The organism is Paraburkholderia sp. DD10 (assembly GCF_049177125.1).
In the GTDB taxonomy this organism is placed as follows: domain Bacteria; phylum Pseudomonadota; class Gammaproteobacteria; order Burkholderiales; family Burkholderiaceae; genus Paraburkholderia; species Paraburkholderia terricola.
In genome coordinates, this window is record NZ_CP185393.1 from 1,440,468 (window position 1) to 1,466,184 (window position 25,717).

The following is a 25,717-nucleotide window of genomic DNA, read 5'->3' on the forward strand; positions in this document are numbered from 1 at the left end:
GAGCTAGCGTGCGGCGAGCAGGCGGCTGACGCTGGCGCGGCGCGCAAATACCGCTGGAAAACAGCGGCAAAAGTATTTCGCGCACCCGCGACGAGTGGAACCAGTGTAGCGAAAACGCTCCGACGCGCCCATACAGCCCGGCAGATAGTGCGTGTCAGACTGAATGTATGTGCTCGCCCGGTTCGCCCGTGTTTACCCGCAGCAAACCGGCGGTCTCCGCACTGTCTTGCGCATCGACCAGAGAGACTCCGGCAGGACCACCCGCCGGTTGCGCGTTCACGTCGTCCCCGCTGGGGCTGAACGACGCCAGCGCGCCGTCGTAGCGCTTGGCCAGCGGCCGCGCATAGTCGCCGCGCTTGGCCGTCGACAGACGCAGCGCGATCAGCGCTTCGGTCCATTTGACCGCGGCCGTCACGCCCTCGATCACCGGCGCGCCCAACGCATCCTCGATTTCCGCGCACAGTTCGGCCATGCCCGCGCAACCGAGCACGATCGCGTCGGACCCGTCTTCGGCAAGCGCGCGCCGGCATTCGTCGAGGATGATGCGGCGCGCCGCCGAGCCGGGCTTGTCGAGATCGAGCACGGCCACGTCGGTCGCGCGCACGTTGCGGCAAAAACGCTTCATGCCGTAGCGTTCGGCGAGATGCCACGCCATGCCGCAGGTGCGCGCAAGGGTGGTCACGACGGAAAAACCCGGCGCCAGCACGCTTGCCGCGTGCATCGCCGCCTCGGCGATGCCGATCACCGGACCGCGCGCCAACTCGCGCGCCGCGTACAAGCCGGGGTCGCCGAAGCACGCGATCACGTAACCGTCGCAGCCCTCGCGCTCGCCGGCCATGACCTCGGCGAGCAAGCCGGGCGTGGCGAGCGCTTCGTCGTAATAGCCTTCGATCGACGGCGGCCCCATCGTCGGATTCACGGCGATCACTTCGGTGCCGGGCGCCGCGACGTCACGCGCGCAGCGGCCCATTGCATCCGTCATGCGTTGGGTCGTGTTCGGGTTGATCAGTTTGATGCGCATAGCGACTCCTGTTGCGTCTGCACGCACTCAGCGTGCGAGCAAGCGATAGAACAGCGCGCCCAACCCCGCGCCGATGAACCACGAAAAATTCGCCATGCCGTCGAGCGCCGGCACCATCACGCAGATCACGGCGATGAGCGCGGCGGGCAGCAACGCGGCCACCGCCCGGTAGTTGACGCCGTTGCGATACCAGTACGAGCCCGTGGGCGCCACGGTGTACAGATCGTCGAGCACGATCTTCTGACGCTTCACGAGATAGTAGTCGACGATCAAGACGCCGTATAACGGGCCGATGAAGCTGCCGAGCACGTCGAGCGTGTAATGAATCACGGCCGGGTTGTTGAAGAGATTCCACGGCGTGATGAAGATCGACGCCACCGCCGCGAGCATGCCGCCCGCGCGCCAGCTAATCAGACGCGGCGCGACATTCGAGAAGTCGAAAGCCGGCGAGACGAAATTGGCGACGATGTTGATGCCGATGGTTGCAATCGTGAACGTCAAGGCGCCGAGAATCACCGCGGTCGGATAGTCGATGCGGCCCACCGTTTCGACGGGGTCCGTGATCAGTTCGCCGAACACCGGCAGCGTGGCCGCGGTCGTGATCACCGTCACCAGCGAGAAGGCGAGAAAGTTGACCGGCAGTCCCCAGAAGTTGCCGCGCTGCACGCTGCGAAAGCTCTTGCCGTAGCGGGAAAAGTCGCCGAAATTGAGCATCGGTCCGGAGAAGTACGAGACCACCAGCGAGGTCGCCGTGATCATCACCGGCACCACTTGCAGGCCGTGATATTTGACGCCGCCGAGATTGATGCCGATGTTGCGCCAACCCGCGCGATACACCATGTAGCCCGCGAGAATGAACATCACCACGTAGACGGCGGGACCGGCGAAGTCGATGAACTTCTTGATGGTCTCCATGCCATGCCAGAACACCAGCGCCTGCAAGACCCACAGCAGCATGAAGCCGGCCCAGCCGAGCGTCGAAAGACCCATGAAGCCATGATGATGAACGTCGGCGTAAGGCAGCAATTGCGGCACGAACTTGAGCACCACGATCACCAGCGCGCTCGAAGCCAGATAGGTCTGAATGCCGTACCACGCTACCGCGATCAGGCCGCGAATCACCGCCGGAATATTCGCGCCGAGCACGCCGAAGGTCGCGCGGCACGCCACCGGATAAGGCACGCCGTTCGCCTGGCTCGGCCTGGCGATCAGGTTGCACAGCACGTTGACGATCGTGATGCCGATCAGCAATGCGATCAGCACCTGCCAGCTCGTCAGGCCGAGCGCGAACAGACTGCCCGCGAACACATAACCGCCGACGCTGTGCACGTCCGACATCCAGAACGCGAAGATGTTGTACGCGCCCCAGGTTTGATGACGCAACGGCGCGAGGTCTTCGTTATACAGCCGCTCGCTGTAGCCGGCCGGCATCGACGAATCGTCGGGCGCGCCGGCGTCTTCGTAAGCGGGGATTGGGGGAATTGCGGGACTTCCGGGCGCTGCGCTGAACTGAGCCATGACTCCTCCTTGAGATAGGGACCATCGATAGCGAATCGAAGGACATTGCATCGGCCATGCCAGTCGCACCCTGCTCGGGCGCTATCCAGGCAGCCGTGCCGCGGGGGTCTCCGTACTTGATGTACTTGTGCTTATCGCAGCGCTCGGACCGCGGATTCCCGGCGATGCTTCGTTGCTCGAAAGCCGCTACCCACGCGCGGCGCACGCGTGCGCAAGCCGGCAGCACGCGCATCGAGCCGCCTTGCAACACTGGTGTGGTTCAGTTCAATTCAGTGCGGCGCGCACCAGCAAAGCGCGCACGCCGGCCGCTCGCCTCAGTCTCGCTCCGACTTCACTTTGGCTTCGTTCCTGGACGCGCCGTCGAGCGCGCCGAACACTTCATGCAGATCCGCCGCGCCGCGCGCGGGGCGCTCCAGCATCTTCAACTCGACGCTTTGCAGATGGTGCGCCATCAGCGCCGCCGCCTCCTTGGCATCGCCGGCGTCGAGCGCGGCGAGAATCGCTGCGTGGTCCTCGAACGAGCATGGGCTGCGTCCGAGCGACTCGTACAGCGCGGAAATCAGCGTGGAGCGCGCCACCAGTCCGTTCAGGCAGTCGCACAGCACGGTATTGCCGGTGAGCCCGGCCAACTCGGTGTGAAATTCGCCCGACAGACGAATCCACGCCGGAAAATCACGCGTTTCGAACGCCTTGCGTTCGCGGCCGATCATGCCGCCGATGTTCTTCAAGCGCCGCACGCCGTGGCCGCTGCAAATCTTTTCCACCACGGCCAGTTCGATGATGCGGCGCATTTCGAACACCTCATGCACTTCCTGCAACGACGGACTCGCGACGAACGCACCGCGGTTCGGTTCGAGATCGACGAGACGATCGGCGGCCAGTTGCGCGAGCGCTTGCCGGATCGGACCGCGCTTCACGCCGAAGACTTCGCATAACTGGGCTTCGGTCAGCTTGGCGCCGGGCGCGAGCCGATGCTCGAGGATCGCGGCGCGAATGCGTTCGGCGATGACTTCGGGCTTCGAATGACTCGCGGCAGCGGAATCTGTGTCGGACATGATGTGCGTCTCGGTATGTTGGTCATCATAGGATGGACATAAAGATTGTCAACAATTTTTATCTTGAATAGGGACAATCCGGAAGGTCGGGACGAGCTGATAGGCCGGCGGCGCGCCACGCTTGGCCCGCGCTGCTTGAGTAGGCGTTTAATTGAGCGAGGGAATGGCCGTCTATTGACGGCCGGTTTTGTCAACAATGTCGCGGGCTTTCGCAAACACGCGCCGCCCGGCTCCGCCGACTGTCACGCGAGGTGCGGATAACCCGACAGCGTCAGCTTGAATCCGTGCGCGTTTGCGACGAGATGCGCGTCCGCGCCGACCGGCAGCGTCAGCATGTTGGGAACATGCCCGAATTGCAGGCCGGTCACGACCGGCACCCCGGTCACCGACCTCACCTGCTCGATCATGGCGTGCAGATCGTAGCCGTTGTCGTACTCGTAGGATTTGCCGCCGGAGAAGTCGCCCAGCACGAGCGCCTGCTGCCGCGCGAGGATGCCGGACAAATGCAGCTGATAAATCATCCGCTCGACGCGGAACGGCTGCTCGTTGATGTCCTCGAGAAACAGGATGCCGCCCTGCACGGGCGGCATATAGGGCGTGCCGATCAGCGAGGCGAGCACGGCGAGATTGCCGCCCCACAGCGTGCCCGACACGTCGACCGCCTGCGCTTGCGGCGCGTTGCTCGTCACCGTCATGGTCGGCCTGGTCAACGCCGACCAGAAGTGCCGCATGGTGAATTCGCTGGGATCTTCGGCGCCGAAATCGCTCATCAGCATCGGCCCGGCGAAAGTCTTCACGCCGGCGCGCGCCAGCAACGCGAGCTGGATCGCGGTGAAGTCGCTATGCCCGACCAGCGCGACCGGTCGGCCGCTCAGCCGCCGTTGCAAGCCGTCGTAGTCGAGGCCGTGCAGGATGCGCACCGCGCCGTAGCCGCCACGCACGGCAAGCACGATGTCGGGCAGTTTGCGCGCGGGATCGGCGAGGCGGTTCAGCTCGGCCGCGCGTTCGCCGTCGGTGCCGGCAAAGCGCTGGTAGCAGCGCTGTGTCGCCTCCACGCCTAGAACGCGATGCCCCTGCGCATGGAAGCGCTGCAACGCGCGATGCACCACTTCAGGATCGTTCGGATAACCGGACGGGGCGATCAATTCGATGGTGCGATGAACGGTCATTGGCAAGACCTGTTGGACGTTGATGTTTAGAGCGGTTTAGAGCGGCTCGGCCGGATCGGAGCCGCCGCTGGCTTCGGCGCCGCCTTCGCGACGTGCCGCGGCGCGGGCTGCCCGGCTCGCGCGGCGCCGCTCGGCAAAGAATGATTTGAGCGCCGCGCCGCATTCGTCCTCGAGCACGCCGCCGATCACCGTGGTGTGATGGTTCAGTTGCGGATTCGCGAATGCATCGACGACGCTGCCGCACGCTCCCGTTTTCGGATCGCGCGCCCCGAATACGACGCGCGCGATGCGCGCGTGCATGATCGCGCCGGCGCACATCAGACACGGTTCGAGCGTGACGTAAAGTTCGCAGCCCGGCAGGCGGTAGTTTTCGACGGTTTGCGCGGCTGCGCGCAGCGCGGCCATTTCGGCATGCGCCGACGGGTCGTGCCCGCTGATCGGATGGTTGAAGCCTTTGCCGATGACTTCGTCGCCTCGCACGAGCACCGCGCCGACCGGCACCTCACCGGCTGCGCGCGCTTCTTCGGCGGCGGCTTGGGCGAGCGCCATGAAGCGGCGGTCGCGCTCTGAGACTGGTGCGGGTGTCACGTCGAGCGCGGCGACCGGGTTCGACGTGACGGCTGCGGCGGCCGGCTCGGGATTGGGGTTGGCGGGATTCGCGGGTTCGCCCGGTCCGACGAACGCGGACTCAGCCTGGGGAGCCGACGAATTCGGCGCGCCGTCGGATTCGGCGGAAGCGGAACCCGGCGCGGCCGAGCGGACAAACGGCTCGTTCACTGCGAACCCGCGTCAGCGGTATCGGGCTCGCCGGCGCGCTGCGACAGTCGTTCGGCAATGCGGCGGCAATATTCGCGCGGCAGAACCAGCGGGCCGCCGCGCAGCGATTCGAGCGCCATGTCGAGCGCCAGCATGCGCGCCTGGAGACGGCAACGGGTGACCCGGTCGCTCACGGCGTTCAGTTCCGCTTGCAGATCGCGCAACGCGCGCAGCTGTTCGACAGCCGGTGGCACGAAGCCCGCGTTCTTCAAGATCCGGTTGGCGACGCGCACTTCCTCTGGCACCAATGCATCGTCTTCGAGAGGCAGCGGCGCGCCCGCGCCCGGCAAATCGTCGAACTCGCCGCGCGCGGCTGCGGCGGCAATACGCTGTTCGACTAACGCATCAAGCAATTTCATCGGCAATCCACTACGTTGCGGCCCACGCATTCTATCAGGGAGCGCACCGGCGGTTTCGCCTGTTCGACCGGAGAAATCCGCTGGACTTTCGGACTTCGCGTAGATGAGTGGCGGCACGCGTGAACTAGGCTGCGGGGTTCGCCGCCGCGCCGCTTTTCTTGCGTCAACCGGCGCGGTTCTCACTACCGCTTACCCCTGATAAGAGTCATGTACGCCATGCAATCTGGAACGTTCGAGCTACCCGCCAGCAATACCCTTAGCGCTTCCGCTGAAAGCCCGCGCCCCGCCGCATTCACTGGCCGCCTCGGCAAGCCGGCTTTCCGGTCATGCCTGCGCGTGATGCTCGCAGCGGCGACGATGTCGGTCGCGCTGTCCGGCTGTGGCGTGTTCTGCGGCGGCGCGGGCGGAAGCGGCGGCGGCTTTGCCGGCGGTTGTGCAACCGGCGTGCGGTTCTAGGCGGGTGCGGTTCTAGGCGGGTGCGGTTCTAGGCGGGTCCGGTTCTAGGCGGGTCCGGTTCTAGGCGGGTCCGGTTCTAGCCGGGTCCGATTCTAGCCGGATGCGGTTCTAGCCGGATGCGGTTCTAGCCGGGTCCGATTCTAGGCGGATGCGCCGCCGGCCAACCTCGTCAGACGGACAGGCCGGCGCGCCGCGAAGTGGGAGTGAAGTGGGCGCGAAGTCGCCGCGCGCCGTTACTCCGCGCCTTTCAACGACCAGCGCGCCAGCGCGATATGCCGCGTGCGTCCAAGCAAACTGTGTATCAACGCGAACTCGCGCACGTTCCAGCAGACCGGCTCGATCGGGCGCGCCGCGCCCCAGGGCATGCCGTAAGCCAGCGTGACATGCGGCGTATAAGGCGCGGCCGGTGAATGCGCGCGGCCGCCGAAACCGACGTTTTGCAATGCCTCCGCGAGCGAGTCGTGAAGCGCATGAAGCCCGACGACGCCCTCGCTTCCTACCAGCACCAACGGTCCCGGCCGCGGCTTCGACGCAAAGCTCGTTACCGCGTCGAATTCGACCGTGAACGGCTCCATGCTGATCGACGCGGCTGCCCGCATCGCCGCGTCGACGAGTGCTGGCGGCAAACCACCCGCGAAATTCCCCAAGTGCTGCAAGGTGACGTGCAAGCGGCCAGCCCCGAGCGGTTTGCTTCTCGCGCGCGTCTGTCCGCAGAGCTGCCGCGCGAGTTCGGAAATGCCGCCCGCCGTGCGCGTGTCGGGAAAGACGGCGAAGAAAAGCCCGTCCGTCGGCGGAGGCGGTGCCTCGAGCCCGGGCAGCCAGAGTTGTTCAGGCATGGTGCTCCTGACTGGATGAAGCGGGCATGAGGATGGATCTCCATTGAGTGCGCGAGCATGGCCGCGCGTGGTTGATTCGGCTGAGCCGATTGCGCGAGGTTCGACCAACACTGTACATACAGACAGTAGTAGCGGCAATGGGACAGTGGAAAGCTGTCGTGTCGGCGGTTCGCGAGGATGAACATGAACCGCGGTCGGTCGACAAAGCAGGCCTGGGCATGCGGCGGCATGCGGCCTCGAATCGCCCCGAGCCGACAATGACGATCTATCCCGCCCCGACGCGCGCGCAGTGCGCGTCGACGGTCCGCCCCGACGCGGACCAAGCGAGGCACCGTTCCCGTTAAGCCACTCATACCGCGAAGGCGGCGAGCACGACTACGCCGCGCATTCCGTCGCCAAAACCTATCGATCCCCGCACTCCGATTATTTTTCCAGACTGGCGCTCGGTTTATTGGCTTTGTTAGATGCATGTCGTCACTCCAAAAAATGACAGCCAACTAACAAGAAGCAAGCGCCCTATGCCGCCCACTTTCGCGCAAACCGTCGAAGCACGCTTCGCCGAACTCACGCCGACCGCAAAGCGCATCGCCAGCTATCTGCTCGCGAATCTCGACCGGCTCGGCCTCGAGACCGCCGATCAGATCGCGCAGCAAGCCGGCACGAGCGGCATTTCAGTGGGCCGCTTCCTGCGCAGCGTCGGCTACCGCAATCTCGACGATTTGAAACGCGAACTGCGCGGCACGCACCGGGACCGTCCGTGGATGATCACCGACCGGCTCGACGCGTTTCGCCGCGCATCGGGTGAACACGGCGAAGCCGCGCACGCGCGGCAGGCGCCGCAAACCGGCAGCGCCTTCACGGCCAGCCCCACGGCCAGCCCGACCGCCAGCCCGACTGCCAGCCCCACACCCCGCCCCGCCCTCGCCCACTCGCTCGACCTCGAGATCGGCGCGATCCAGCACGTCTACCAGCTCGCGCAATCGCCGACCTTCGCGCGCGTCGCCGAGCGCATTTCCAGCGCGGATGCCGTCTACATTCTCGGCATTCAATCGACCCGCGGCATCAGCAACGCGTTTTACAGCTACCTCGAATATATTCGCCCGCGGGTCTTCTATTCCGACGGCATGTCCGGCTCGTACGTCGATTCGCTGAACTCGGAATTCGCGTCGCCGTATCTGATCGTCACCGACACGCGCGCCTACTCGATGATCGCGCGCCGCTATTGCGAGGCCGCCACGCGCCGCGGCCTGCCCTTCGCGCTCGTCACCGACATCTATTGTCCGTGGGCCAGGGATTTCGCCGCCGATCTGCTGCAGGTGAAAACCGACGTGGGCCAGTTCTGGGACTCGCTCGCGCCGCTCACGTGCCTGTTCAATCTGCTCATCACCGCCATCGTCGAGCGGCTCGGGCCGACGCTGGACGAACGCGTCGCGCGCAATCGCGAACTGCAAGGCGAACTCAACCAGTTCGATCTTTGAACCTTCATTCACCGCTCATGACCGACCACCGACTCATCGAGATCACGCCCGCGACGCATGGGGTCGACATCGACCTCGTGTACGCGACGCACCGCAATCTCACCGGCAAGCCGATCTACCGAGCCGCGCACTGCCTGCTGCTGGAACCGGCCGAAGCCGCGCTGCGCCGCGCGGTGCAACTCGCGCGCCACGTCGGGACGACGCTGCGCATTTTCGACGCCTACCGTCCGCCGCAAGCGCAACAGGTGCTGTGGGACTTCCTGCCGGACCCGACCTATATCGCCGACCTCGGCCGCGGCTCGAACCATAGCCGCGGCACGGCGCTCGATCTGACGCTGGTCGATGCGAACGGCGAGGCGCTCGACATGGGCACCGGCTTCGACGCGATGACCGTCGAATCCGAGCACTTCCACGCCGGCTTGCCGGAGCCCATCCAGCGCAATCGCATGCTGTTGCTCGGCGTGATGCATGCCGCGGGCTTCATGCACATCAAGAGCGAATGGTGGCACTACGAGTTGCCGGGCTCGCTGGCCTTGCCGCTGATCGACAACAGCGAAAGCGGCCCATTGCGCCTGATGTAGTCACATCGTATTTGCAGGTCCGCATCTTTCTTGCCGTTTAACCATTCCTCACGGAGCGAGTATGAAACTGGTTTTGCGCAATGCGCTGGCGGTGGCCGCCGTCGCGTCGGCTTTGGCGCTGTCGGTGGCGGGCGGTGCCGCCCAGGCGGCGACGCCGAAGGACATGTTCGTCATGGCGACGCTGCTCGACGAATTCACCACGCTCGATCCGGGCGAAATCTACGAACTCGTGCCGGAAGAATACGTGGCGAATACCTATGACCGGCTGGTGCGAGTCGATTTGCGCGACCCGTCGAAGTTCAACGGCGACGTCGCGCAATCGTGGACGGTCAGCCCCGACGGCCTCACCGTCACCTTCAAGATTCGCCCGGGCCTCAAGTTCCACTCGGGCAATCCGCTCACCGCCGACGACGTCGCGTGGTCGATCCAGCGCGCGGTGCTGCTCGACAAGGGACCGGCGGCGGTGCTGCAAGGCATCGGCCTCGCGAAGGACAACGTGCTGCAACGCGTGAAAAAGGTGGACGACAGCACCGTCAGCGTGACGACCGATCAGAAATACGCGCCAACTTTCGTGCTCAACGTGCTGGGCTCCTGGCCCGCCTCGGTGCTCGACCAGAAGCTCCTGATGTCGCATCAGAAAGGCAACGACTTCGGCAACGACTGGCTGCGCACCAACGAGGCGGGTTCCGGCGCGTACAAGCTGGTCAAATGGACCGCGAACGACAGCATCGTGCTGCAACGCTTCGACGGCTACCGGGTGCCGCTCGCGATGAAACGCATCGTGTTGCGCCATGTGTCCGAAGCGGCGAGCCAGCGTCTGCTGCTCGAAAACGGCGACGTCGACGTGGCGCGCGACCTGAGCCCCGACGACCTCGCGACGCTCGCCAAAAGCGGCAAGGCGCGCGTGACGGCGGTGCCGCAAGCGACGCTGATGTACCTCGGCCTGAACGTGAAGAACCCGAGCCTCGCGAAGCCCGAGGTACAGGAAGCCATGAAATGGCTGATCGACTACAACGGCATCCAGAATCACGTGGTCAGATCCACTTACAAGGTGCACGAAACCTTCTTGCCGGAAGGCTTCCTCGGCGCGCTGACTGCGAACCCGTACCAGCAGAACGTCGCGAAGGCGCGGGCCCTGCTCGCGAAAGCCGGGCTCGCCAACGGCTTCACCGTGAAGATGGACGTGCGTAACGACTATCCCTACAACGAGATCGCGCAGGCCGTGCAGGCGAATCTCGCGCAGGGCAACATCAAGGTCGAGATCATTCCGGGCGACAACAAGCAGACCCTCGCGAAATATCGCGCCCGTCAGCACGATATCTACATCGGCGAATGGTCCGCGGACTATATCGACCCGCACAGCAACGCCCAGGGCTTCACGTGGAATCCCGACAATGGCGACGGCTCCAGCTACAAGATGCTCGCGTGGCGCAACGCCTGGGACATTCCGCAACTGACGAAAGAGACCAACGCCGCACTGGCCGAACCGTCGAGCGCGAAACGCCCGCAACTGTACCAGGCGATGCAGAAGGAAGTGCTGGCGCAATCGCCCTTTGTCATCATGTTCGAGAAGGTCGCGCAGGTGGCGTACCGTCCGGGCGTGAGCGGTCTCGAAGTCGGCCCGATCAACGACCTCGTGTCGTATCGCGATCTGAAGAAGCAGTAAGCGTGACAGCCTGAAGCGCGGCTTCGCGGCATTCGCCGCCGCGCTTCGGGCAAGGAAAAATCATGTCCACTCCGATTACACCCGTTGGCGCATTCGACCGCGTGCGCGCGCTCGCCGCCGATCGCGGCAGCGTGCGCTGGACCTTGCGCCTGCTGCGCTGGGCGCTCACGCTGCTGATCACGTTTGCCGGCCTGCTCGCGGTGACCTTCGTGATCGGCCGCAAGGTGCCGATCGATCCGGTGCTGGCGGTGCTGGGCGACCGCGCCTCCGCGCAAGCGTATGCCGCGATGCGCGTCGAGCTCGGCCTCGACAAGCCGCTCGCCGTGCAATTCATGATCTACGTGCGCGACGTGCTGCACGGCAATCTCGGCATGTCGCTGCTGACGGCGAATCCGGTGATCGACGACATCAAGCGCGTCTTTCCCGCCACCCTCGAACTCGCCACGCTCTCGACGCTGCTCGGCGTGCTGGTCGGCGTGCCGCTCGGCGTGATCGCCGCGGTTCGCCATAACCGCTGGATCGATCACGTCGCGCGTTTCGTCGGCCTGATCGGCAGTTCGGTGCCGGTGTTCTGGCTCGGTCTGATGGGCCTGTTGCTGTTTTACGCGAAGCTGCATTGGGTGTCCGGGCCCGGCCGCATCGACCCGGTTTTCGACGGCATGGTCGACACGCACACCGGCAGCCTGCTGCTCGACGCGCTGATCGCCGGCGAATGGGACGTGTTCTTCAACGCCGTGTCGCATATCGCGCTGCCCGCCGCGATTCTCGGTTATTACTCGGTCGCCTACCTGAGCCGCATGACGCGCTCGTTCATGCTCGATCAGCTAAGCCAGGAATACATCACGACGGCGCGCGCGAAAGGTTTGCCGGAGCGCCGCGTGATCTGGCGTCATGCGTTCGGCAATATCGCCGTGCCGCTCCTCACCGTGATCGCGCTCGCCTACAGCTATCTGCTCGAAGGCTCGGTGCTCACCGAAATCGTATTCGCGTGGCCGGGCATCGGTTCCTATCTGACGGGCGCCTTGCTCAACGCCGACATGAACGCCGTGCTCGGCAGCACGCTCGTGATCGGCATCACCTTCATCGCCCTCAACCTGCTGACCGACGCGCTCTATCGCGTGTTCGATCCGCGTGCCCGCTGAGATTCAGGAGAGTCACGCCGTGCTTCCTTCCACCGACGATTCAACGCAGGACTGGCCGATGAACGCCCCGCCCCGACGCTGGAAAGCCTGGCTGCTGAGCGACACGCCAGGCTCGCGCAAACAGGCCGCGCTCGGGCTCGCGTACCGGCGCTGGCGGCGTTTCGCCAGCAATCCGCTGTCGGTGTTCGGCCTCGCGATCCTGACGCTGCTGATCGTCGTCGCGGCGCTGGGACCGCTGCTCGCGCCGCACGATCCGCTGCAACAGGTGCTGGCCGACCGTCTGCTGCCGCCGGGTTCCGCATCGCATTGGCTCGGCACCGATCAACTCGGCCGCGATATTCTTTCGCGCCTGATCGACGGCTCGCGTCTCACGCTGTCGATCGCCATTCTCGTGGTCGTGATCGTCGTGCCGGTCGGCCTGGCGGTGGGCACCACGGCGGGCTTCTTCGGCGGCTGGATCGATAACGTGCTGATGCGCGTCACCGACATCGCCCTCGCCTTTCCGAAGATCGTGCTGGCGCTCGCCTTCGCCGCCGCGCTCGGCCCCGGCGTCATCAATGCGGTGATCGCGATTTCGATTACCGCGTGGCCCGCCTATGCGCGGCTCGCGCGCGCCGAAACGCTGCGCATCGTGCAGGCGGATTTCATGCACGTCGCGCGTTTGCAGGGCGCCTCGCGCCCGCGCCTGCTGCTGCGCTACGTGGTGCCGCTGTGCTCGTCGTCGGTGATCGTGCGCGCGACGCTCGACATGGCCGGCATCATCCTGACGGTCGCCGGCCTCGGCTTTCTCGGCCTGGGCGCGCAGCCGCCCAGCCCGGAATGGGGCTTCATGGTGGCGTCGGGGCGCAACGTGCTGCTCGACGCCTGGTGGGTCGCGACGATTCCCGGCTTCGCCATTCTGCTCGTGAGCCTGTCGTTCAATCTGCTCGGCGACGGCTTGCGCGACGTGTTCGACCCGCGCCACGGAGGATGAAAATGAACGCCGATTCCAAGCGGGCTCTGTGCGAAATCGACGATCTGCGCGTGGGTTTTCGCGGCCACGACGGCAGCCTGACCGAAGCCGTGCGCGGCCTTTCGCTCACCGTCAATAAAGGCGAACGGCTCGGTATCGTCGGCGAATCGGGTTCGGGCAAATCGCTGACCGGGCGCGCGTTGCTCGGCTTGCTGCCGGCCGCCGCGCATTGCACGGCGAAAACGCTGCGCTTCGACGGCCGGGATCTGCTCGCCATGCCGCCGCGCAAACGTCGCCGCCTGTGCGGCCAGCAGATGGGCATGATCCTGCAGGACCCGAAATATTCGCTCAATCCGGTCATGACCGTGGCGCAGCAGATGCGCGAGGCGTTCGCGCTGCACGATCCCAAACTGGGCCGCAAGGCGATGCGCGAGAAGATCGTCGCCGCGCTCGCCGCCGTGCATATCCGCAACCCCGAACGGGTCGCGGATGCGTACCCGCACGAACTGTCCGGCGGCATGGGCCAACGCGTGATGATCGCGATGATGGTTTCCTCGGGACCGCGATTGCTCGTCGCCGACGAACCCACGAGTGCGCTCGACGTGCTGGTCTCCGTGCAGGTGCTCGGCATTCTCGATGAAATGATCGCGAAGCACGACACCGGCCTGATCCTGATCAGCCACGACTTGCCGCTGGTGATGTCGTTCTGCGACCGCGTCGTGGTGATGTATGCGGGACGCGTGGTCGAAACCTGCGCGGCGCGCGATCTGGCGCAGGCGCAACATCCGTATACGCGCGGCCTGCTGGCCGCCAACCCGCCCCTTATCGACCCGCCGGACGAATTGCCCGTGCTCGTGCGCGATCCGGCATGGCTCACGCAATCCACCGGAGCGCCGGCATGATCGACGTTCAGCAGGCGCAAATCCGCTTCAAGACGAAAACCGGTTATTTCGACGCCGTGAAGGACGCCAGCTTTCAGGTCGGCGAGGGCGAGGTATTCGGCCTTGTCGGTGAATCCGGCTCCGGCAAGTCGACCGTCTTGCGGGCGCTGTCGGGACTCACGCCGCTGGCCGGCGGCGGCATGCGGGTCGGCCGGCATGTCTTGGGCGAGAAGATCGACCGCTCGTTCCGGCGCGACGTGCAAATGGTGTTTCAGGACCCGTACGCGTCGCTGCACCCGCGCTTCACCGTTGATCAGACGCTGCGCGAGCCGCTGGCGATCAACGGCATCGACCGTCAGGAAGAACGGATCGTGCAAGCCTTGCTCGAAGTCGGACTCGGGCCCGCGTTCCGCTTTCGTTATCCGCATCAGCTTTCGGGCGGCCAGCGTCAGCGCGTGGCAACCGCGCGTGCGCTGATCGTCGAACCGCGCGTGCTGCTGCTCGACGAACCGACCTCCGCGCTCGACGTTTCCGTGCAGGCGGAAATCCTCAATCTGCTGCGGCGCTTGCATCGTGAACGCAGGCCGACCATGGTGCTGGTCAGCCACAACCTCGCGGTGGTCGGCTTTCTCTGTCAACGCGTCGCGGTGATGCGCAACGGCGAGATCGTCGAGGAGCGCGCGATCGAGCAGATTCGCGCGCAGCAGGTCGAGCACGACTACACGCGCAGCTTGTTGCTCGCCACTGATGGATATCGTCGCCAGGCGGTTGAAGTCATCGGCGTGGATGCGGCGTTGTAGGTTCGCGGTTTGGGGGGCATGAGCAGACCGTTCATCCGGCCTAGTGTCGCGACCTCACCCCGTCGTTGCAACCGCGACGCCCCAGCCAACCAGCAGCAAGCCCTCCGCAACAGGAAGCCATCGCGCTTGCGGCAGCATTTTTTCGAGCATCACGTAGATCGACAAAGCGGCAACCCAGAGCACGTTCATGACGCCGAACACGAAGAGCAACGCCATCAGTGCGCCGCAACAGCCGACGCAATACGCCCCATGACGGAACCCCATGATCCAGGCGCCGACGCTGCCGTCGCGCCATTCGTTCAGAAGAAAACCGAGCGGCGAAGCACACTTGCTAAGGCACGCGTGCTTTAAGGGTGTGAGTTGGAATACACCGGCAACGATCAGCAACGCGCCCGCAAGCAGCGGGGTTGCGCTCACCATCATCGGCGTAACGAGACGGGCCTCCAGCAGGCCCCACTGCGCGAGCGTCGCCAACAGGCTGAAGCCGGACCACACGGCCAGGTAGCCGAGAACAAATACGCTCGTGTGCGCATACGGCAGTCGTTGCGCACGCCGCTGACGGCTCAGGAACGCGAAACTCAAAACCATCGGCACGATCGACGGAAGCATCATGGCCGCCATCATGATGGCCCACATCGCCAGCACCAGCAGCAGATCGATGACGCCCCAGTCCGTCATGCGCGGCATGATGAGCATGACGGCGCCCGCGTCCATGTGCTCCATGCCCCAGCTCATGTTGAGCAGGTAAATCCACGCGAGCGTCGCGGCGGCCGCGAGTCCCGACAGCACGATCACGCGGTCGCGCACCGGGAGCCGTCGCGTCGCGAAGCCACTGTCGAAACCTCGCTCAGCCATGGTAGGCGAACGGAGAATAGAAGCCGTTCCGGTCGGAGATCTCTCTGGAAAAACCGTGGTCGGTGAAGCGAAAGCGCGTCGATTTCCCGATCACCGCCGCAAATCCGGGGACTGGGGTCAGCGGGTGATTGCTGATGGTGACGTCGCCTCCGTCCTGCCCGGACAGCGCTTCGATTTCCATGTCCGCGATATCGGGTATGCGAAGGCTGCGACGTTTTCCGTCCAGTTGGTAGTCGATCGCGACCGGTTTGACGCCCATGACTTCGCCGATCATCGGGCCCAGCGCGGAAAGCGGCCCGCCCGCTTGACCGGAGAAGATCTGACCCAACGCCTCTTGCTGCTTCGGCGTCCCGCGTTCGTCGAGATAAAGCGCCACTCGCCACTTGTTTTGCAGCATGTGACCCGGCGCATACGCAAAGAGCGCGATGTTGAGTCCGTCCAGTGTCACGCCGGCGAACTCGCCTTGATCGACGTGCCAACCGATCAGCGCCGCGCAGTCTCCATCCGACGGCGGGCCGAGACAAACGCAACTGCACGGGGCGTAGCAGTTGCAGCTCTCGAAATACGTACCGGCAACCTTCCAGCTCTCGGCCATGGCGTCAACCTCCGTCGTTGGATACGGGTACAGGGCGTTCGCGTTTACGGAATTCGGGCATGGCGCGTTTGCGCCCGTCAGTGGCGATTGCGGACGCCGAACCCGGCGAGCGAATCCATTCAAGTCTAGGTCAAAATGGCCGGGGGGCGTTCGCTTTCGCGATGGGTAGCTCGTTCTTTCGCGATGGGTGACGAAGCAACAACCGGGCGCAGTCATGCGTTCGGATCGCTCGGACCGCTCACGCTGCTGTTCGGCGTCCGGGCCGACGCCCGCCGCCTCACGACAGAGCCGGCACACGCCGTCTCGCTTCACGAAAAGCGGTCCAACTCGGTTTCGTCACACAACAGCCGCGGATGCCGCGGGTCCGCGATGTCGATCTGGTGCCACGCGATCCGATGACTGCGCGAGCGGCGCCTGTGCCGCATCGCTTCACGCAGCAGCCGCGGCAGCAGCCCCACGGCGAGGCGCTCGAGCAGCGCATCCGAACCCATGTGAAATTCGCTGATCACCCATGCGTCCGCGTCACGTATGACGTGAATCGCTTCGACATGTCCGAGCCGCCTGCCGTCTCGCGACAGCACGCGCCGGCCGAGCAGAAGATCGACGTTGACCTGCGTCATTGCAGCCACCTGGGAAGGCGCTCGATGACGTGCTCGCGCAGCCAGCGCTGCCAATCGTCGATGGGCGTGTCGTTCATGTCGATGTCGACCTCGATGTCGACATCCATGAGGCGGATACGGCTCCACGCAATCCGGTACGGCTCGGCACGGCGTGCGCCGCCGATCCTCGCGGCGAGCCGCGCGACCCAGCGCGCGGTGCGCTCTCCGACGCGCCGCGCGATCGCCATCGAGCCGATCTCGATCGCAATCACTTCCGGCGGCCGGCCGGGGCGCAGTTCCGCGACGATGCCGTCGACCCGGCCCATCCTGACGGAGTGGCGGTCCACCACCTGCTTGTCGAGCACGTCCCGCACGATGTCCATCATGCGCCTCCCAATACCTGTAACGGCAGCGCGACGATCGCCAGCACGAAGGCCAGCACGATGATCGCGACGACCACCGTATTGGAAATCACGCCGTTGCCGTGGCGTCCCACGTAGCGCTCGTCGTTCATCAGCACCAGAAACGGCACGACGGTGAGCGGCAGGCTTACCGCTGTGAGCGCCATCGAGAACACGGTCAGTTTGAGCGGGTCGACACCCGCGGCGATCGGGATCGCACTGATCGCGAGCGCGCACGTGTAGACGAGGCAGAACCCTGGATCGTCGCGGGGCTTGCGGTTTTCGCCCCAGTTCCAGCCGAAGCCCTGGGCAACTAAATACGCCTGCTCCAGCGCGATCTGCAAGATGGCGCCGAAGCACGCGAACGCGAGCGACGCGACGAACAGCACGAAGCCCCAGAAGCCGAAGACCGCGACCAGCAGCAGCGGCAGTTGGTGGTAGTCGTCGACGTGCGTGATGCCGTGGGCGGGAAACACATACGCCGCGGCAACCAGCACGGCCACCGAAATACAGCCGCCGAATGCCATGCCCAACGTGGCGATTGCGCGGTTCGCGCCGAGATAGCCTGCGTCCCAGTGATCTTCGACCGCGCCGGACGAATAGAACAGGAACAGCGACGGCGTGATCGACGCGCCGAGGATGCTGACGACGATGAACCAGTAGTTCGCCGGATCATGATGCGGCACGCTGGGCAGCACGCCTGCCGCCACCTGATGCCAGTCCGGTTTGAGCGTGACCGCCGCGGCGACGAAGCTCAACGTGACGAGGCCGAGCAGCGACACGCCTTTTTCGATCAGCCCGAAGGTGCCTCGCCACAGCGTGAACCACGCCAGCAGCGCGACGGGCAGCGCCCACCACGGGTGCTTCAGCCCGGTGGCCATCTCGAGCGCAACACTGACGCCGCCGATTTCCGCCGATAGCACCAGCGTGTTCACGATCAGCACCGCGACGAACGGCAACAGGAAGAACTTGATGCCGAAGCGGTCGCGAATGCCCGCGGCGATCGTATGCTGGCTCACCGCAGCAAAGCGGCCCGCCATCTCGGTCAGAAAGATGATGCACAGCGTGCCGACGACAATCGGCCAGACCAGTTGCAAGCGGAACGCGGCCCCGCCCTGCGCCGCGGTCGACAGCGATCCCATCTCCAGAAAGCCGCCCACGCTGGTGACGACGCCGAGGCAGATTTCGAATATTTTTTTCATCCCGTCCGGCTCCGTCTGAAGACACCCGTGCCTTAGCATCGTTCGTTCCTGCTCGTCGCGAGCGTCGATGCAAGGTGGTATCTTCCCGCGCATTTCACGTCAATGCAGCAAGTCCTGGATCCGGTAGTACGCACCGACGAGCGGCAGCATCCAGCGGCGTGCGGCATGGGCCGGCACCGGCGGCCAGGGCAGCGCGCGCCACGGGTTCGCAGCGGGCGAACCGGACATCACGTCCGCCATCACCCGCCCCATATGCGTGGACATCTGCACGCCGTGCCCGCTGTAGCCCATCGAGTAGTAGAGCCCGTCGTGCTGTCCGGCGCGCGGCAGCCGGTCGACGGTCATGTCGACGAGACCGCCCCAGCAATAGTCGACCCGCGTTGCGGCCAGTTCCGGAAAGTACTTCGCCAGGTTGGCCTGCAGCACGCGGCCGCTCTTCGCATCCGAGCGCGGGTCCGACATCGCGAATCGGGCCCGCCCGCCCCACAGCAGCCGGTTATCCGGCGTCACACGAAAGTAGTTGCCGATGTTCAGCGAGGTCACATAGTTGCGCCGCCGAGGAAAGAGCGCGTCCAGTTGCCCCGTGGAAAGCGGCTCTGTCACCACGATGAAACTGCCGACGGGCGCCATCCGTTGCTGGAACCATTGCAGCGGCCCTTGCCGCGACGGTCCTGTCGCCACCAGCACCTTGTCGGCCAGAATCACGCCGCGCGCGGACGTGACCTCGAAGCGGCCGCCGTCGATGCGCTTCATTTGCGTCACGGCGGCATGCTGGAAGATGCGGGCCCCATGACGCGCCGCGGCCTGGGCGAGCCCCACGCCGAACTTGCCCATGTGCATCTGCGCGCCATTGCGTTGCAGCAGTCCGCCATGGAAACTTTCTGAACCGATTTCGCTGCGCACGCGTGCCGGCTCAATTAGTTCGATATCTTGGTCGACTTCACGATGCAACACTTCATAGCTCCGCGCGAGCTTCTCGAAGTGCTTCGGCTTCGCCGCGAGTTTGAGCTTGCCGCAACGCACGAAATCGCAATCGATCCGATGCTGCGTCACGATCGATTCCACCGTTCCCACCGCGCTTTCGTACGCGCGATAAAACGCGCGAGCCTGTTCGAGCCCGACGCTCCCCGCGAGCGAAGCAAAGTCCTGCGCCACGCCGGTGTTGCACTGCCCGCCGTTTCGCCCCGATGCCTGGCCCGCGATCCCCCCCGCCTCGAGCACGGTGACCGACACGCCGCGCGTGGCAAGTTCGAGCGCGGCCGACAGGCCCGTCAAGCCGCCTCCGATCACGACCACATCACTGCGCCCTTCCACGGGACCGTCGGCGCCGTCCTTGAATTCGGGAGCCGTATCCAGCCAGTACGAATCTAGCTTCATTGAATTTTCGATTGAATGCCACGACGCGGACCGCCTCGCCAGCGAGGCCTTCGCAGCGAGCCGGTCACCGGAACGAACAGCAACCTGAACGGCCTACTTCAAGCCGACCACCACGCATATTCGGCGAACGAAAAGCCCATCATCGCGCCGGTCGGAATCGAGCCAAGCCCCTTGAGGCGCTTGTCGTTCGCATCGAGCAGACTGATGAACGACGGAATGCCGATACCGCCCTCGTCCGTCACGAGCGCCTGCATTTCGCCGTACATCTGCTTGCGCTTCGCGTCGTCGGTCTCGGCGCGCGCGCTCACGAGCAGTTGATCGAATTTCGGGTCCTTCCACGCCGACTCGTTCCACGGCGCGTCGGATTTGAAGAACTGCGTGAACAGCACGTCCGCGCTCGGCCGCGGATTGATGCTGCCGAAGCCGAGCGGGTGCTTCATCCAGTGATTCGACCAGTAGCCGTCCGCGGGAACGCGGTTCACGCTCAGGTTCACGCCGATCTTCGCGGCCGTTTGCTGGATCAGTTGCGCCATTTCGACGGAGCCGTTCGCGTCCGTGGTCGCGTAGATCGGCGGCAACGTGGTTCCGACCGCGCCGGCCTTCTGCATGTAGAACTTCGCCTTGTCGAGGTCGAACTTGCGTTGCGGCAACGAAGCATTGAAGTACCGATGACCCGGCGGAATCGGCTGGTCGTTGCCGATCACCGCATAGCCGAGAAAGACCGCCGAGCGGATCTGCTCGCGATCGAACAGGTACTTCATGCCCTTCACGAAATCAGGGTTGCCGGTGAACGTGTTGTCGCGGCGCATGATGAGGTCGGTGTAAAGCCCCGACCGCGTCTCCTTCATTTCGTATCCCGGCGTCGCGGCGATACGGCGTGTCGAGCGCGGGTCGACCGAGTTGATCAGATGAACGTCGCCGGCGAGCAGCGCGCTCACACGCGCCGCGTTGTCGCTGATGCTGATCAGCTCGATCTGATCCAGATACGGCTGCCCCGGCTTCCAGTAGTTGTCGTTGCGCACGCCGATCGTGCCCGCGCCCGGCTTGAAGCTCTTCAGCTTGTAGGGACCGGTGCCGATCGCCTGGTTGAAGTTGCTCGTGCCGTCCTTGACGATCACCAGTTGCGGGGTCGCGAGAATCACCGGCAAGTCGGCGTTCGGCACCTGTAGCGTCAACGTTACTTCGTTCGGTCCACTAGCCGTCACGCTCGTGAACTGATCGGCGAGTGTCTTCACGCGCGAGGCCGTTTGCGGGTCCTTGTGACGCGTCAGCGAATAGACCACGTCGGCCGGCGCGAGCGGCTTGCCGTCGTGAAAGGTCACGCCCTGGCGCAGCTTGATGATCCACGTTTTCGCATCGGTGCTGGAGACCGATTCAGCGAGATTCATGCGCGGCGTCAGGCTTTCGTCAAGCTGCGTGAGGCCGCTGTAAAACATGAAGAAGCGGATGTAGTCGCCGCCGGTCGAGCCCGCTGCCGGATCGAGCGTATCCGATACGGAACCCGCGTCATAGGCGACGCGAATGCTGCCGCCCTTCTTCGGAACCTCGGCGGCGAGCGCGCCGGGCGCGGCCGTGAGGAGTCCGCCGCCGGCGGCCATCATGCCGGTTCCAGCCAACATGCGCATCATGTCGCGGCGGCTGATGCCGCGGCTATTCGTTTCGTCGTTCATGTTCAGGGCTCCGCGGATGTAAATGAATCAGGCAACGTTCTCTTGTGAAGTCTCGTCAGCAGCATCGTATGCCGGCACAAAACGCGTAAAGCGCCGACAAAAAAAGGCAGACGGCATAAACAAACTGTTTCGGCGCCGCCAACGCGGCACTTTGCATGGTCGCCGGTTTCGCGCCGACGACCTGCCATGGACCGGGTGCTGTCAGGCGCTCGTCGGCGCCTTGGTGTCGAGCAACTGCGGGTAGCGTCGCAGCACTTCGTCATACAGTTGCGCGATCACTTGCGGCCCCGGCGCCAGGGTGCCGGCCGTCTCTCTCGCGTCGAGCGCATCGAAGATCTTGTGCTTGAGGAAGTGCCGCCATACGACCGGCGCGCGCGCGAGGATGCCGGTCAGAACGTCGTAGCGTTCGCGGGTCCATTTCGCTTCATACGCGTCGCGCTGCGCGCCATGGTCGAAGTGACAAGCCGGCCGCTGCCGCGCCGCGCTTCGCGCCGCCTCGCGCAGACGCGCGGTCGCCTCCGCATCGACAGCGCCCTCGACCAGCGCCACGCCATACAGATCGCGCGCCTGAGCGACGGACAGATAGCCGCGCCGCACGTCCTCGAGCACCTTCCCTGTATCCCGTTCGTAAGGATGACCATAGCCGCCGCCGCCGCACCCTTCGAGACGGATCACGTCGCCGGGACCGCACATCACGAGGTCGGTCACGCCGAGGTCTTCCTCGCTGTCAGTCCCTGGGTTACGGGTGAAGCGCGACACGGCGCCGGCCTTGCCGCCCAACACACCCCACGAGGCAAAGCGCGAACGGTCGCGATTGCGCGCCGTCACGAGCGTGCCCGGCGAGAAGACCCGAAACTCCATGACGGTCCCGAGGCCGCCGCGATACTTGCCCGCGCCGGCGCTGCCCGGCACCACGCCATAGCGTGTGATGCGGATCGGCACTTCCGCTTCGTTGATCTCGACCGGCGTATTGCGCAGGAACGCGACATTCGCGCCGGACGCGTCGGAGCCGTCAGCGCACGCCATGCCGCCCGCGCCGCCGCCCACCGGTCCAATCGACGCGATCACCGTGCGGCCGTTGCGGTCAACCGTCTTCACGTTCAGGATCGACATGCCGCCGGCCGGACAGGCCGGCAAGCGGTCCGGGCACACCATCGAGAATGCGCCGAACGTGACGTATTGCGCGACCTTCGCGGTCAAACTGCGCATGCCGACCGCGGCCGGCGGCACGCAGTTCATGATCGTGCCTTCGGGCATGATGCAGCGCGCCACTTTCAGCATGCCGGCGTTGAGCAGCAGATCGGGATTCAGCGAATACAGCACATAGTTCAGGCCGACGAGCGCGAGCACATGGCGCTCCTTGCCGCCCGTCGGCATGTTCAGCGACGAATTCAACTGCGGATCGCTGCCCGTGAAGTCGAACACGAGCGAACCGTCCTGCACCGTCAGTGTCAGCGCGACGCGCAGCGGCTTGCCGTTGACGGAATCCTCGTCGGCGTATTCGGCGAAGAAGTACTCGCCGTCCGGCATGCCGCGCACGATCGTGCGCGCCTGCTCCTCCGAATAGTCGAGCAGCGCGTCCATGCCGGCGCGAAACTGCTCGATGCCGAAGCGCTCGATGATTTCCAGCACACGCCGCTCGCCGGTCATGAGCATGGCGATCTGCGCCTTCAGGTCGCCGCGATTCTGCTCGGGCGCGCGCACATTGATCGCCATGTGTTCGAGCAATGCTTCATCGAGCACGCCCGCGCGGACGATCTTGGTCGGCGCGAAACGAATGCCTTCCTGATAAATCTCGGTGAGCGTGCGCGACAGCGACGCCGGCACCGCGCCGCCCATATCGGTGTTGTGAATGTGTCCGCCGACATGGCAGACGATCTCGCCGCCGAAGAACACCGGTTTCCACATCATCACGTCGGGCGTGTGGGTGGCGACGTAGCCGCTATACGCGTCGTTCGTCATGCAGATGTCGCCCGGCTCGTAGTGATCGATCATGTCGATCACCGCGCCGAAATCGAGCCCCGGATACCAGGTCGCGCCGAGCGTTTTCGGCGACGCGAAAGTCAGGCCGCGCGTGTTCATCAGCGTGCAGGAGAAGTCTTCGGTTTCCTTCACGAACGCCGAATGCGCGGTGCGCACGAGCGTGTACGCCATGCTTTCGGCGGCCGCGACGCAATAGTTCGCGAAGATCTGAAGAACGGATTTATCGAATGTCATCGTGCGTTTCCAGGGTCGGCCCATCAGACCGCTTCGAGAAAAAGGTTGCCGTATTCGTCCACGCGTGCGTCGAAACCGGGCAGCACGCAGGTCGTGGTGTCGTCCTGCGCGACGATCGCCGGCCCGGTGAACCGGTGTCCCGCGAGCAGCGCGGCGCGCCGGTAAAGCGGCACGCGGCGCCAGGCACCGTCCAGATAGACGTCGATCTCCGATTCCACGCGCGGCGCGCCCTCGCCCATCGCGATCCGCGGCAGTTCAGGTTTCGGCGTGGGCGCGGTGATGACGAGCCGCAGCGCCACCACCTGAATCGGCGACTTCTCGTCGCTGTGCCCGAAAAGGCGCGCATGTTCGCGATGAAATGCCTGCGCGATCGCTTCGAGATCGCCGCCGGTGAGCGCTTCCATCGCGAGCGGCGTGTCGATTTCGAACGATTGCCCGCGATAGCGCATATCGGCCGATACGACGATCTCGGCGGCGGCGGCGGTGCCCGCCTCGCGAATCACCCATGCGCGGGCGTCGGCTTCGAGGTGGGCGAGGTCCTCTCTCAGCAAGGCGAGCGATGCACGGTCGAGCGGATAGTAGGTGGCTCGAACAAAATCGTTCTTCGTATCGGCGATCAGGCCGCCGAGCGCGCTCAACACGCCGGGCGTGGTCGGCACCAGCAGGTTGCGCACATTCAAGGCGCGCGCGAGAAAGCAGCCGAGCATCGGCCCCGCGCCGCCGAACGGCATCAGCGCGAAAGTGCGCGGGTCGATCCCGAAGCGCGAGCTGAGCCGGCTCACGCCCGCGTACATGCCCGAGATCGAAACCTCGATGATGGCCGCTGCGGTCTGATGGATATCGAGCCCCAGACGCCGCGCGAGCGGTTCGATTGCGCGCCGCGACGCGTGCGCATCCACCTTCACCGCGTTGTAGCCGAGCGCGGCGTTGCCGAGCACGCCGATCACGGCGAATGCGTCGGTGATGGTGGGGCGCGTGCCGCCGCGTCCATAGCAAACCGGTCCTGGGCTCGACCCCGCGCTTTCGGGGCCGACCTTCAACACGCCGAATTCGTCGACCCAGGCAATCGAGCCGCCGCCGTCGCCGACCGACGACACGGACACCGACGGAATATGAATCTGGAATTCGCCGATGTATTCGCCGGTTGCGTACTGCGGTTTGCCGTCCACGATCAGCGCGATATCGGCGGTCGTTCCGCCGATGTCGAGACTCATGCAATCCTTCACGTTGCAGAGCCTGGCGAGATACGCCGCGCCGATCACACCCGACGCGGTGCCGGACAGGATCATCTGCACGCAGTTCTGTTTGCCGTGCTCGGCGCTCATCACGCCGCCATTCGATTTCGTGACCTTGAGGTCCGCCGCGACGCCGCTTTCCGTCAGCGCCGCCTGCAACTGCGTCAAGTAGTTCGACACGCGCGGCTGCACATAGCCGCCGATGGTCGCCGTCACCGTTCGCTCGTATTCGCGGATGATCGGCCACACCTCGTGCGAGCACGACACGAAGAAGCCCGGCAGCGCAGCCCCGATAATCGCCTTGACCTGCTGTTCGTGCGCCGGGTTGCGGTATGAGTGAAGCAGCGACACGATCACGCCCTCGCAGCCCGCCGCCTGCATGCCGCGCACGGCGGCGAGCACGCTGGGTTCGTCGACGGGCGTTTCCTCCACGCCGTCCGCGCCGAGACGTCCTATCACGCCGAATACACGGTCGCGCGGAATGAGCGGCGCCGGACGGCTCGACATCAGATGGTACATATCGGGGATCTTCAAACGCGCGATGTCGAGCACGTCCTCGAAGTGGCGCGTGGTGATGAGCCCCAGCTTCAGCCCGCGGCGCTGCACCACCGCGTTGACGCCGACCGTCGTGCCATGCGTGAAATACGTCACCTCGTGCGGCTCGATGCCGTAGCGCTCGCGCAGTCCCTCGACGCCCGCGAGCACTTCGCTGCCTGGGCTGTCAGGACGTGAAAACACCTTTAGCGTGCGAATGGTTCGCGTGGCTTCGTCCAGCACCGCGAAATCGGTGAACGACCCACCGATATCGACTCCGATTCTCAAACCCATTGTCGTGT

At 65.0% G+C, this 25,717-nt stretch carries 24 protein-coding genes; 8 read left to right on the forward strand and 16 right to left on the reverse strand.

Annotated features, from left to right (window positions below):
- Positions 1 to 154: 154 nt before the first annotated feature.
- The 6 genes from ACOCG7_RS21855 to ACOCG7_RS21880 all read right to left on the reverse strand — a co-directional run bounded on the left by ACOCG7_RS21855 (position 155) and on the right by ACOCG7_RS21880 (position 5,938).
- Positions 155 to 1,021 (reverse strand): aspartate/glutamate racemase family protein, encoded by an 867-nt coding sequence (locus tag ACOCG7_RS21855; RefSeq protein WP_244744978.1) that lies wholly within the window; start codon positions 1,019 to 1,021, stop codon positions 155 to 157.
- Positions 1,022 to 1,048: 27 nt separating this feature from the next.
- Positions 1,049 to 2,539: an NCS1 family nucleobase:cation symporter-1 gene (locus ACOCG7_RS21860; RefSeq protein ID WP_073428076.1), complete on the reverse strand. Its 1,491-nt coding sequence runs from the start codon at positions 2,537 to 2,539 to the stop codon at positions 1,049 to 1,051.
- Between the two features lie 314 nt (positions 2,540 to 2,853).
- Entirely contained in the window at positions 2,854 to 3,594 is a 741-nt protein-coding gene (locus ACOCG7_RS21865) for a GntR family transcriptional regulator (protein ID WP_073428075.1), read from the reverse strand.
- A gap of 242 nt (positions 3,595 to 3,836) precedes the next feature.
- Positions 3,837 to 4,763: a muramoyltetrapeptide carboxypeptidase gene (gene ldcA, locus ACOCG7_RS21870; RefSeq protein WP_154873803.1), complete on the reverse strand. Its 927-nt coding sequence runs from the start codon at positions 4,761 to 4,763 to the stop codon at positions 3,837 to 3,839.
- A gap of 36 nt (positions 4,764 to 4,799) precedes the next feature.
- Positions 4,800 to 5,351 carry a tRNA adenosine(34) deaminase TadA gene (tadA, locus tag ACOCG7_RS21875; protein WP_244744997.1) on the reverse strand — a complete coding sequence of 184 codons (552 nt, stop codon included), beginning with the start codon at positions 5,349 to 5,351 and terminating at the stop codon, positions 4,800 to 4,802.
- Between the two features lie 185 nt (positions 5,352 to 5,536).
- Positions 5,537 to 5,938 (reverse strand): DUF1992 domain-containing protein, encoded by a 402-nt coding sequence (locus tag ACOCG7_RS21880; RefSeq protein WP_083083787.1) that lies wholly within the window; start codon positions 5,936 to 5,938, stop codon positions 5,537 to 5,539.
- A 207-nt stretch (positions 5,939 to 6,145) separates the two neighbouring features.
- Between ACOCG7_RS21880 and ACOCG7_RS21885 the strand changes: the two genes are divergently transcribed.
- The gene (locus tag ACOCG7_RS21885; protein ID WP_244744977.1) at positions 6,146 to 6,394 is read left to right on the forward strand and encodes a hypothetical protein; all 249 of its coding nucleotides are present in this window, start codon (positions 6,146 to 6,148) and stop codon (positions 6,392 to 6,394) included.
- Positions 6,395 to 6,627: 233 nt separating this feature from the next.
- Here ACOCG7_RS21885 and ACOCG7_RS21890 read toward each other — a convergent pair whose 3' ends face one another.
- Positions 6,628 to 7,230, reverse strand: a complete 603-nt coding sequence (locus tag ACOCG7_RS21890) for a 2'-5' RNA ligase family protein (RefSeq protein ID WP_244744976.1) — start codon at positions 7,228 to 7,230, stop codon at positions 6,628 to 6,630.
- A gap of 518 nt (positions 7,231 to 7,748) precedes the next feature.
- Here ACOCG7_RS21890 and sapR point away from each other — a divergent pair.
- The 7 genes from sapR (at position 7,749) to ACOCG7_RS21925 (ending at position 14,730) form a co-directional block, all read left to right on the forward strand.
- A complete protein-coding gene (gene sapR, locus ACOCG7_RS21895; RefSeq protein ID WP_244744975.1) occupies positions 7,749 to 8,708 on the forward strand; it encodes a sap1 transcriptional regulator SapR in 960 nt (319 codons plus the stop codon).
- A gap of 17 nt (positions 8,709 to 8,725) precedes the next feature.
- A complete protein-coding gene (gene ddpX, locus ACOCG7_RS21900; protein ID WP_244744974.1) occupies positions 8,726 to 9,289 on the forward strand; it encodes a D-alanyl-D-alanine dipeptidase in 564 nt (187 codons plus the stop codon).
- Between the two features lie 61 nt (positions 9,290 to 9,350).
- Positions 9,351 to 10,955, forward strand: coding sequence for an ABC transporter substrate-binding protein (locus ACOCG7_RS21905; protein WP_083083788.1), 1,605 nt, complete (start codon positions 9,351 to 9,353; stop codon positions 10,953 to 10,955).
- Between the two features lie 62 nt (positions 10,956 to 11,017).
- Positions 11,018 to 12,097 carry an ABC transporter permease gene (locus ACOCG7_RS21910; protein ID WP_244744973.1) on the forward strand — a complete coding sequence of 360 codons (1,080 nt, stop codon included), beginning with the start codon at positions 11,018 to 11,020 and terminating at the stop codon, positions 12,095 to 12,097.
- Between the two features lie 58 nt (positions 12,098 to 12,155).
- Positions 12,156 to 13,070 carry a nickel transporter permease gene (gene nikC, locus ACOCG7_RS21915; protein ID WP_244744971.1) on the forward strand — a complete coding sequence of 305 codons (915 nt, stop codon included), beginning with the start codon at positions 12,156 to 12,158 and terminating at the stop codon, positions 13,068 to 13,070.
- Between the two features lie 2 nt (positions 13,071 to 13,072).
- Positions 13,073 to 13,951 carry an ABC transporter ATP-binding protein gene (locus ACOCG7_RS21920; RefSeq protein WP_244744969.1) on the forward strand — a complete coding sequence of 293 codons (879 nt, stop codon included), beginning with the start codon at positions 13,073 to 13,075 and terminating at the stop codon, positions 13,949 to 13,951.
- Positions 13,948 to 14,730, forward strand: coding sequence for an ABC transporter ATP-binding protein (locus tag ACOCG7_RS21925; RefSeq protein WP_244744968.1), 783 nt, complete (start codon positions 13,948 to 13,950; stop codon positions 14,728 to 14,730). The genes ACOCG7_RS21920 and ACOCG7_RS21925 overlap by 4 nt, the downstream gene beginning before the upstream one ends.
- Positions 14,731 to 14,784: 54 nt before the next feature.
- On the opposite strand, the gene ACOCG7_RS21930 is transcribed toward ACOCG7_RS21925, so the two are convergent.
- The 9 genes from ACOCG7_RS21930 to ACOCG7_RS21970 form a co-directional block, all read right to left on the reverse strand.
- The gene (locus ACOCG7_RS21930; RefSeq protein ID WP_244744967.1) at positions 14,785 to 15,585 is read right to left on the reverse strand and encodes a DUF2182 domain-containing protein; all 801 of its coding nucleotides are present in this window, start codon (positions 15,583 to 15,585) and stop codon (positions 14,785 to 14,787) included.
- Positions 15,578 to 16,180: a DUF1326 domain-containing protein gene (locus ACOCG7_RS21935; protein ID WP_073428063.1), complete on the reverse strand. Its 603-nt coding sequence runs from the start codon at positions 16,178 to 16,180 to the stop codon at positions 15,578 to 15,580. Before ACOCG7_RS21935 ends, ACOCG7_RS21930 begins: the two co-directional genes overlap by 8 nt.
- A 308-nt stretch (positions 16,181 to 16,488) precedes the next feature.
- Positions 16,489 to 16,800 carry a hypothetical protein gene (locus ACOCG7_RS21940; RefSeq protein ID WP_244744966.1) on the reverse strand — a complete coding sequence of 104 codons (312 nt, stop codon included), beginning with the start codon at positions 16,798 to 16,800 and terminating at the stop codon, positions 16,489 to 16,491.
- Entirely contained in the window at positions 16,797 to 17,165 is a 369-nt protein-coding gene (locus tag ACOCG7_RS21945) for a hypothetical protein (RefSeq protein WP_244744965.1), read from the reverse strand. Before ACOCG7_RS21945 ends, ACOCG7_RS21940 begins: the two co-directional genes overlap by 4 nt.
- The gene (locus ACOCG7_RS21950) at positions 17,162 to 18,382 is read right to left on the reverse strand and encodes an NRAMP family divalent metal transporter (RefSeq protein ID WP_083083790.1); all 1,221 of its coding nucleotides are present in this window, start codon (positions 18,380 to 18,382) and stop codon (positions 17,162 to 17,164) included. Before ACOCG7_RS21950 ends, ACOCG7_RS21945 begins: the two co-directional genes overlap by 4 nt.
- Before the next feature lie 99 nt (positions 18,383 to 18,481).
- The gene (locus ACOCG7_RS21955) at positions 18,482 to 19,759 is read right to left on the reverse strand and encodes an NAD(P)/FAD-dependent oxidoreductase (RefSeq protein WP_083083791.1); all 1,278 of its coding nucleotides are present in this window, start codon (positions 19,757 to 19,759) and stop codon (positions 18,482 to 18,484) included.
- Positions 19,760 to 19,857: 98 nt separating this feature from the next.
- Positions 19,858 to 21,429 carry an ABC transporter substrate-binding protein gene (locus ACOCG7_RS21960; protein ID WP_083083792.1) on the reverse strand — a complete coding sequence of 524 codons (1,572 nt, stop codon included), beginning with the start codon at positions 21,427 to 21,429 and terminating at the stop codon, positions 19,858 to 19,860.
- A 201-nt stretch (positions 21,430 to 21,630) separates the two neighbouring features.
- Complete coding sequence (locus tag ACOCG7_RS21965) at positions 21,631 to 23,646, reverse strand: hydantoinase B/oxoprolinase family protein (RefSeq protein ID WP_083083793.1); 2,016 nt, start codon at positions 23,644 to 23,646, stop codon at positions 21,631 to 21,633.
- A gap of 23 nt (positions 23,647 to 23,669) precedes the next feature.
- Positions 23,670 to 25,709 (reverse strand): hydantoinase/oxoprolinase family protein, encoded by a 2,040-nt coding sequence (locus ACOCG7_RS21970; RefSeq protein WP_083083794.1) that lies wholly within the window; start codon positions 25,707 to 25,709, stop codon positions 23,670 to 23,672.
- Between the last annotated feature and the right edge of the window lie 8 nt (positions 25,710 to 25,717).

What these genes read in the sequence shown, in the direction of transcription:
- ACOCG7_RS21855 (WP_244744978.1), bottom strand. Translation starts at nt 1,021, where the DNA reads ATGCGCATCAAACTGATCAACCCGAACACGACCCAACGCATGACGGAT.
- ACOCG7_RS21860 (WP_073428076.1), bottom strand. Translation starts at nt 2,539, where the DNA reads ATGGCTCAGTTCAGCGCAGCGCCCGGAAGTCCCGCAATTCCCCCAATC.
- ACOCG7_RS21865 (WP_073428075.1), bottom strand. Translation starts at nt 3,594, where the DNA reads ATGTCCGACACAGATTCCGCTGCCGCGAGTCATTCGAAGCCCGAAGTC.
- ldcA (WP_154873803.1), bottom strand. Translation starts at nt 4,763, where the DNA reads ATGACCGTTCATCGCACCATCGAATTGATCGCCCCGTCCGGTTATCCG.
- ACOCG7_RS21880 (WP_083083787.1), bottom strand. Translation starts at nt 5,938, where the DNA reads ATGAAATTGCTTGATGCGTTAGTCGAACAGCGTATTGCCGCCGCAGCC.
- ACOCG7_RS21885 (WP_244744977.1), top strand. Translation starts at nt 6,146, where the DNA reads ATGTACGCCATGCAATCTGGAACGTTCGAGCTACCCGCCAGCAATACC.
- ACOCG7_RS21890 (WP_244744976.1), bottom strand. Translation starts at nt 7,230, where the DNA reads ATGCCTGAACAACTCTGGCTGCCCGGGCTCGAGGCACCGCCTCCGCCG.
- sapR (WP_244744975.1), top strand. Translation starts at nt 7,749, where the DNA reads ATGCCGCCCACTTTCGCGCAAACCGTCGAAGCACGCTTCGCCGAACTC.
- ddpX (WP_244744974.1), top strand. Translation starts at nt 8,726, where the DNA reads ATGACCGACCACCGACTCATCGAGATCACGCCCGCGACGCATGGGGTC.
- ACOCG7_RS21905 (WP_083083788.1), top strand. Translation starts at nt 9,351, where the DNA reads ATGAAACTGGTTTTGCGCAATGCGCTGGCGGTGGCCGCCGTCGCGTCG.
- ACOCG7_RS21910 (WP_244744973.1), top strand. Translation starts at nt 11,018, where the DNA reads ATGTCCACTCCGATTACACCCGTTGGCGCATTCGACCGCGTGCGCGCG.
- nikC (WP_244744971.1), top strand. Translation starts at nt 12,156, where the DNA reads ATGAACGCCCCGCCCCGACGCTGGAAAGCCTGGCTGCTGAGCGACACG.
- ACOCG7_RS21920 (WP_244744969.1), top strand. Translation starts at nt 13,073, where the DNA reads ATGAACGCCGATTCCAAGCGGGCTCTGTGCGAAATCGACGATCTGCGC.
- ACOCG7_RS21925 (WP_244744968.1), top strand. Translation starts at nt 13,948, where the DNA reads ATGATCGACGTTCAGCAGGCGCAAATCCGCTTCAAGACGAAAACCGGT.
- ACOCG7_RS21930 (WP_244744967.1), bottom strand. Translation starts at nt 15,585, where the DNA reads ATGGCTGAGCGAGGTTTCGACAGTGGCTTCGCGACGCGACGGCTCCCG.
- ACOCG7_RS21935 (WP_073428063.1), bottom strand. Translation starts at nt 16,180, where the DNA reads ATGGCCGAGAGCTGGAAGGTTGCCGGTACGTATTTCGAGAGCTGCAAC.
- ACOCG7_RS21940 (WP_244744966.1), bottom strand. Translation starts at nt 16,800, where the DNA reads ATGACGCAGGTCAACGTCGATCTTCTGCTCGGCCGGCGCGTGCTGTCG.
- ACOCG7_RS21945 (WP_244744965.1), bottom strand. Translation starts at nt 17,165, where the DNA reads ATGATGGACATCGTGCGGGACGTGCTCGACAAGCAGGTGGTGGACCGC.
- ACOCG7_RS21950 (WP_083083790.1), bottom strand. Translation starts at nt 18,382, where the DNA reads ATGAAAAAAATATTCGAAATCTGCCTCGGCGTCGTCACCAGCGTGGGC.
- ACOCG7_RS21955 (WP_083083791.1), bottom strand. Translation starts at nt 19,759, where the DNA reads ATGAAGCTAGATTCGTACTGGCTGGATACGGCTCCCGAATTCAAGGAC.
- ACOCG7_RS21960 (WP_083083792.1), bottom strand. Translation starts at nt 21,429, where the DNA reads ATGAACGACGAAACGAATAGCCGCGGCATCAGCCGCCGCGACATGATG.
- ACOCG7_RS21965 (WP_083083793.1), bottom strand. Translation starts at nt 23,646, where the DNA reads ATGACATTCGATAAATCCGTTCTTCAGATCTTCGCGAACTATTGCGTC.
- ACOCG7_RS21970 (WP_083083794.1), bottom strand. Translation starts at nt 25,709, where the DNA reads ATGGGTTTGAGAATCGGAGTCGATATCGGTGGGTCGTTCACCGATTTC.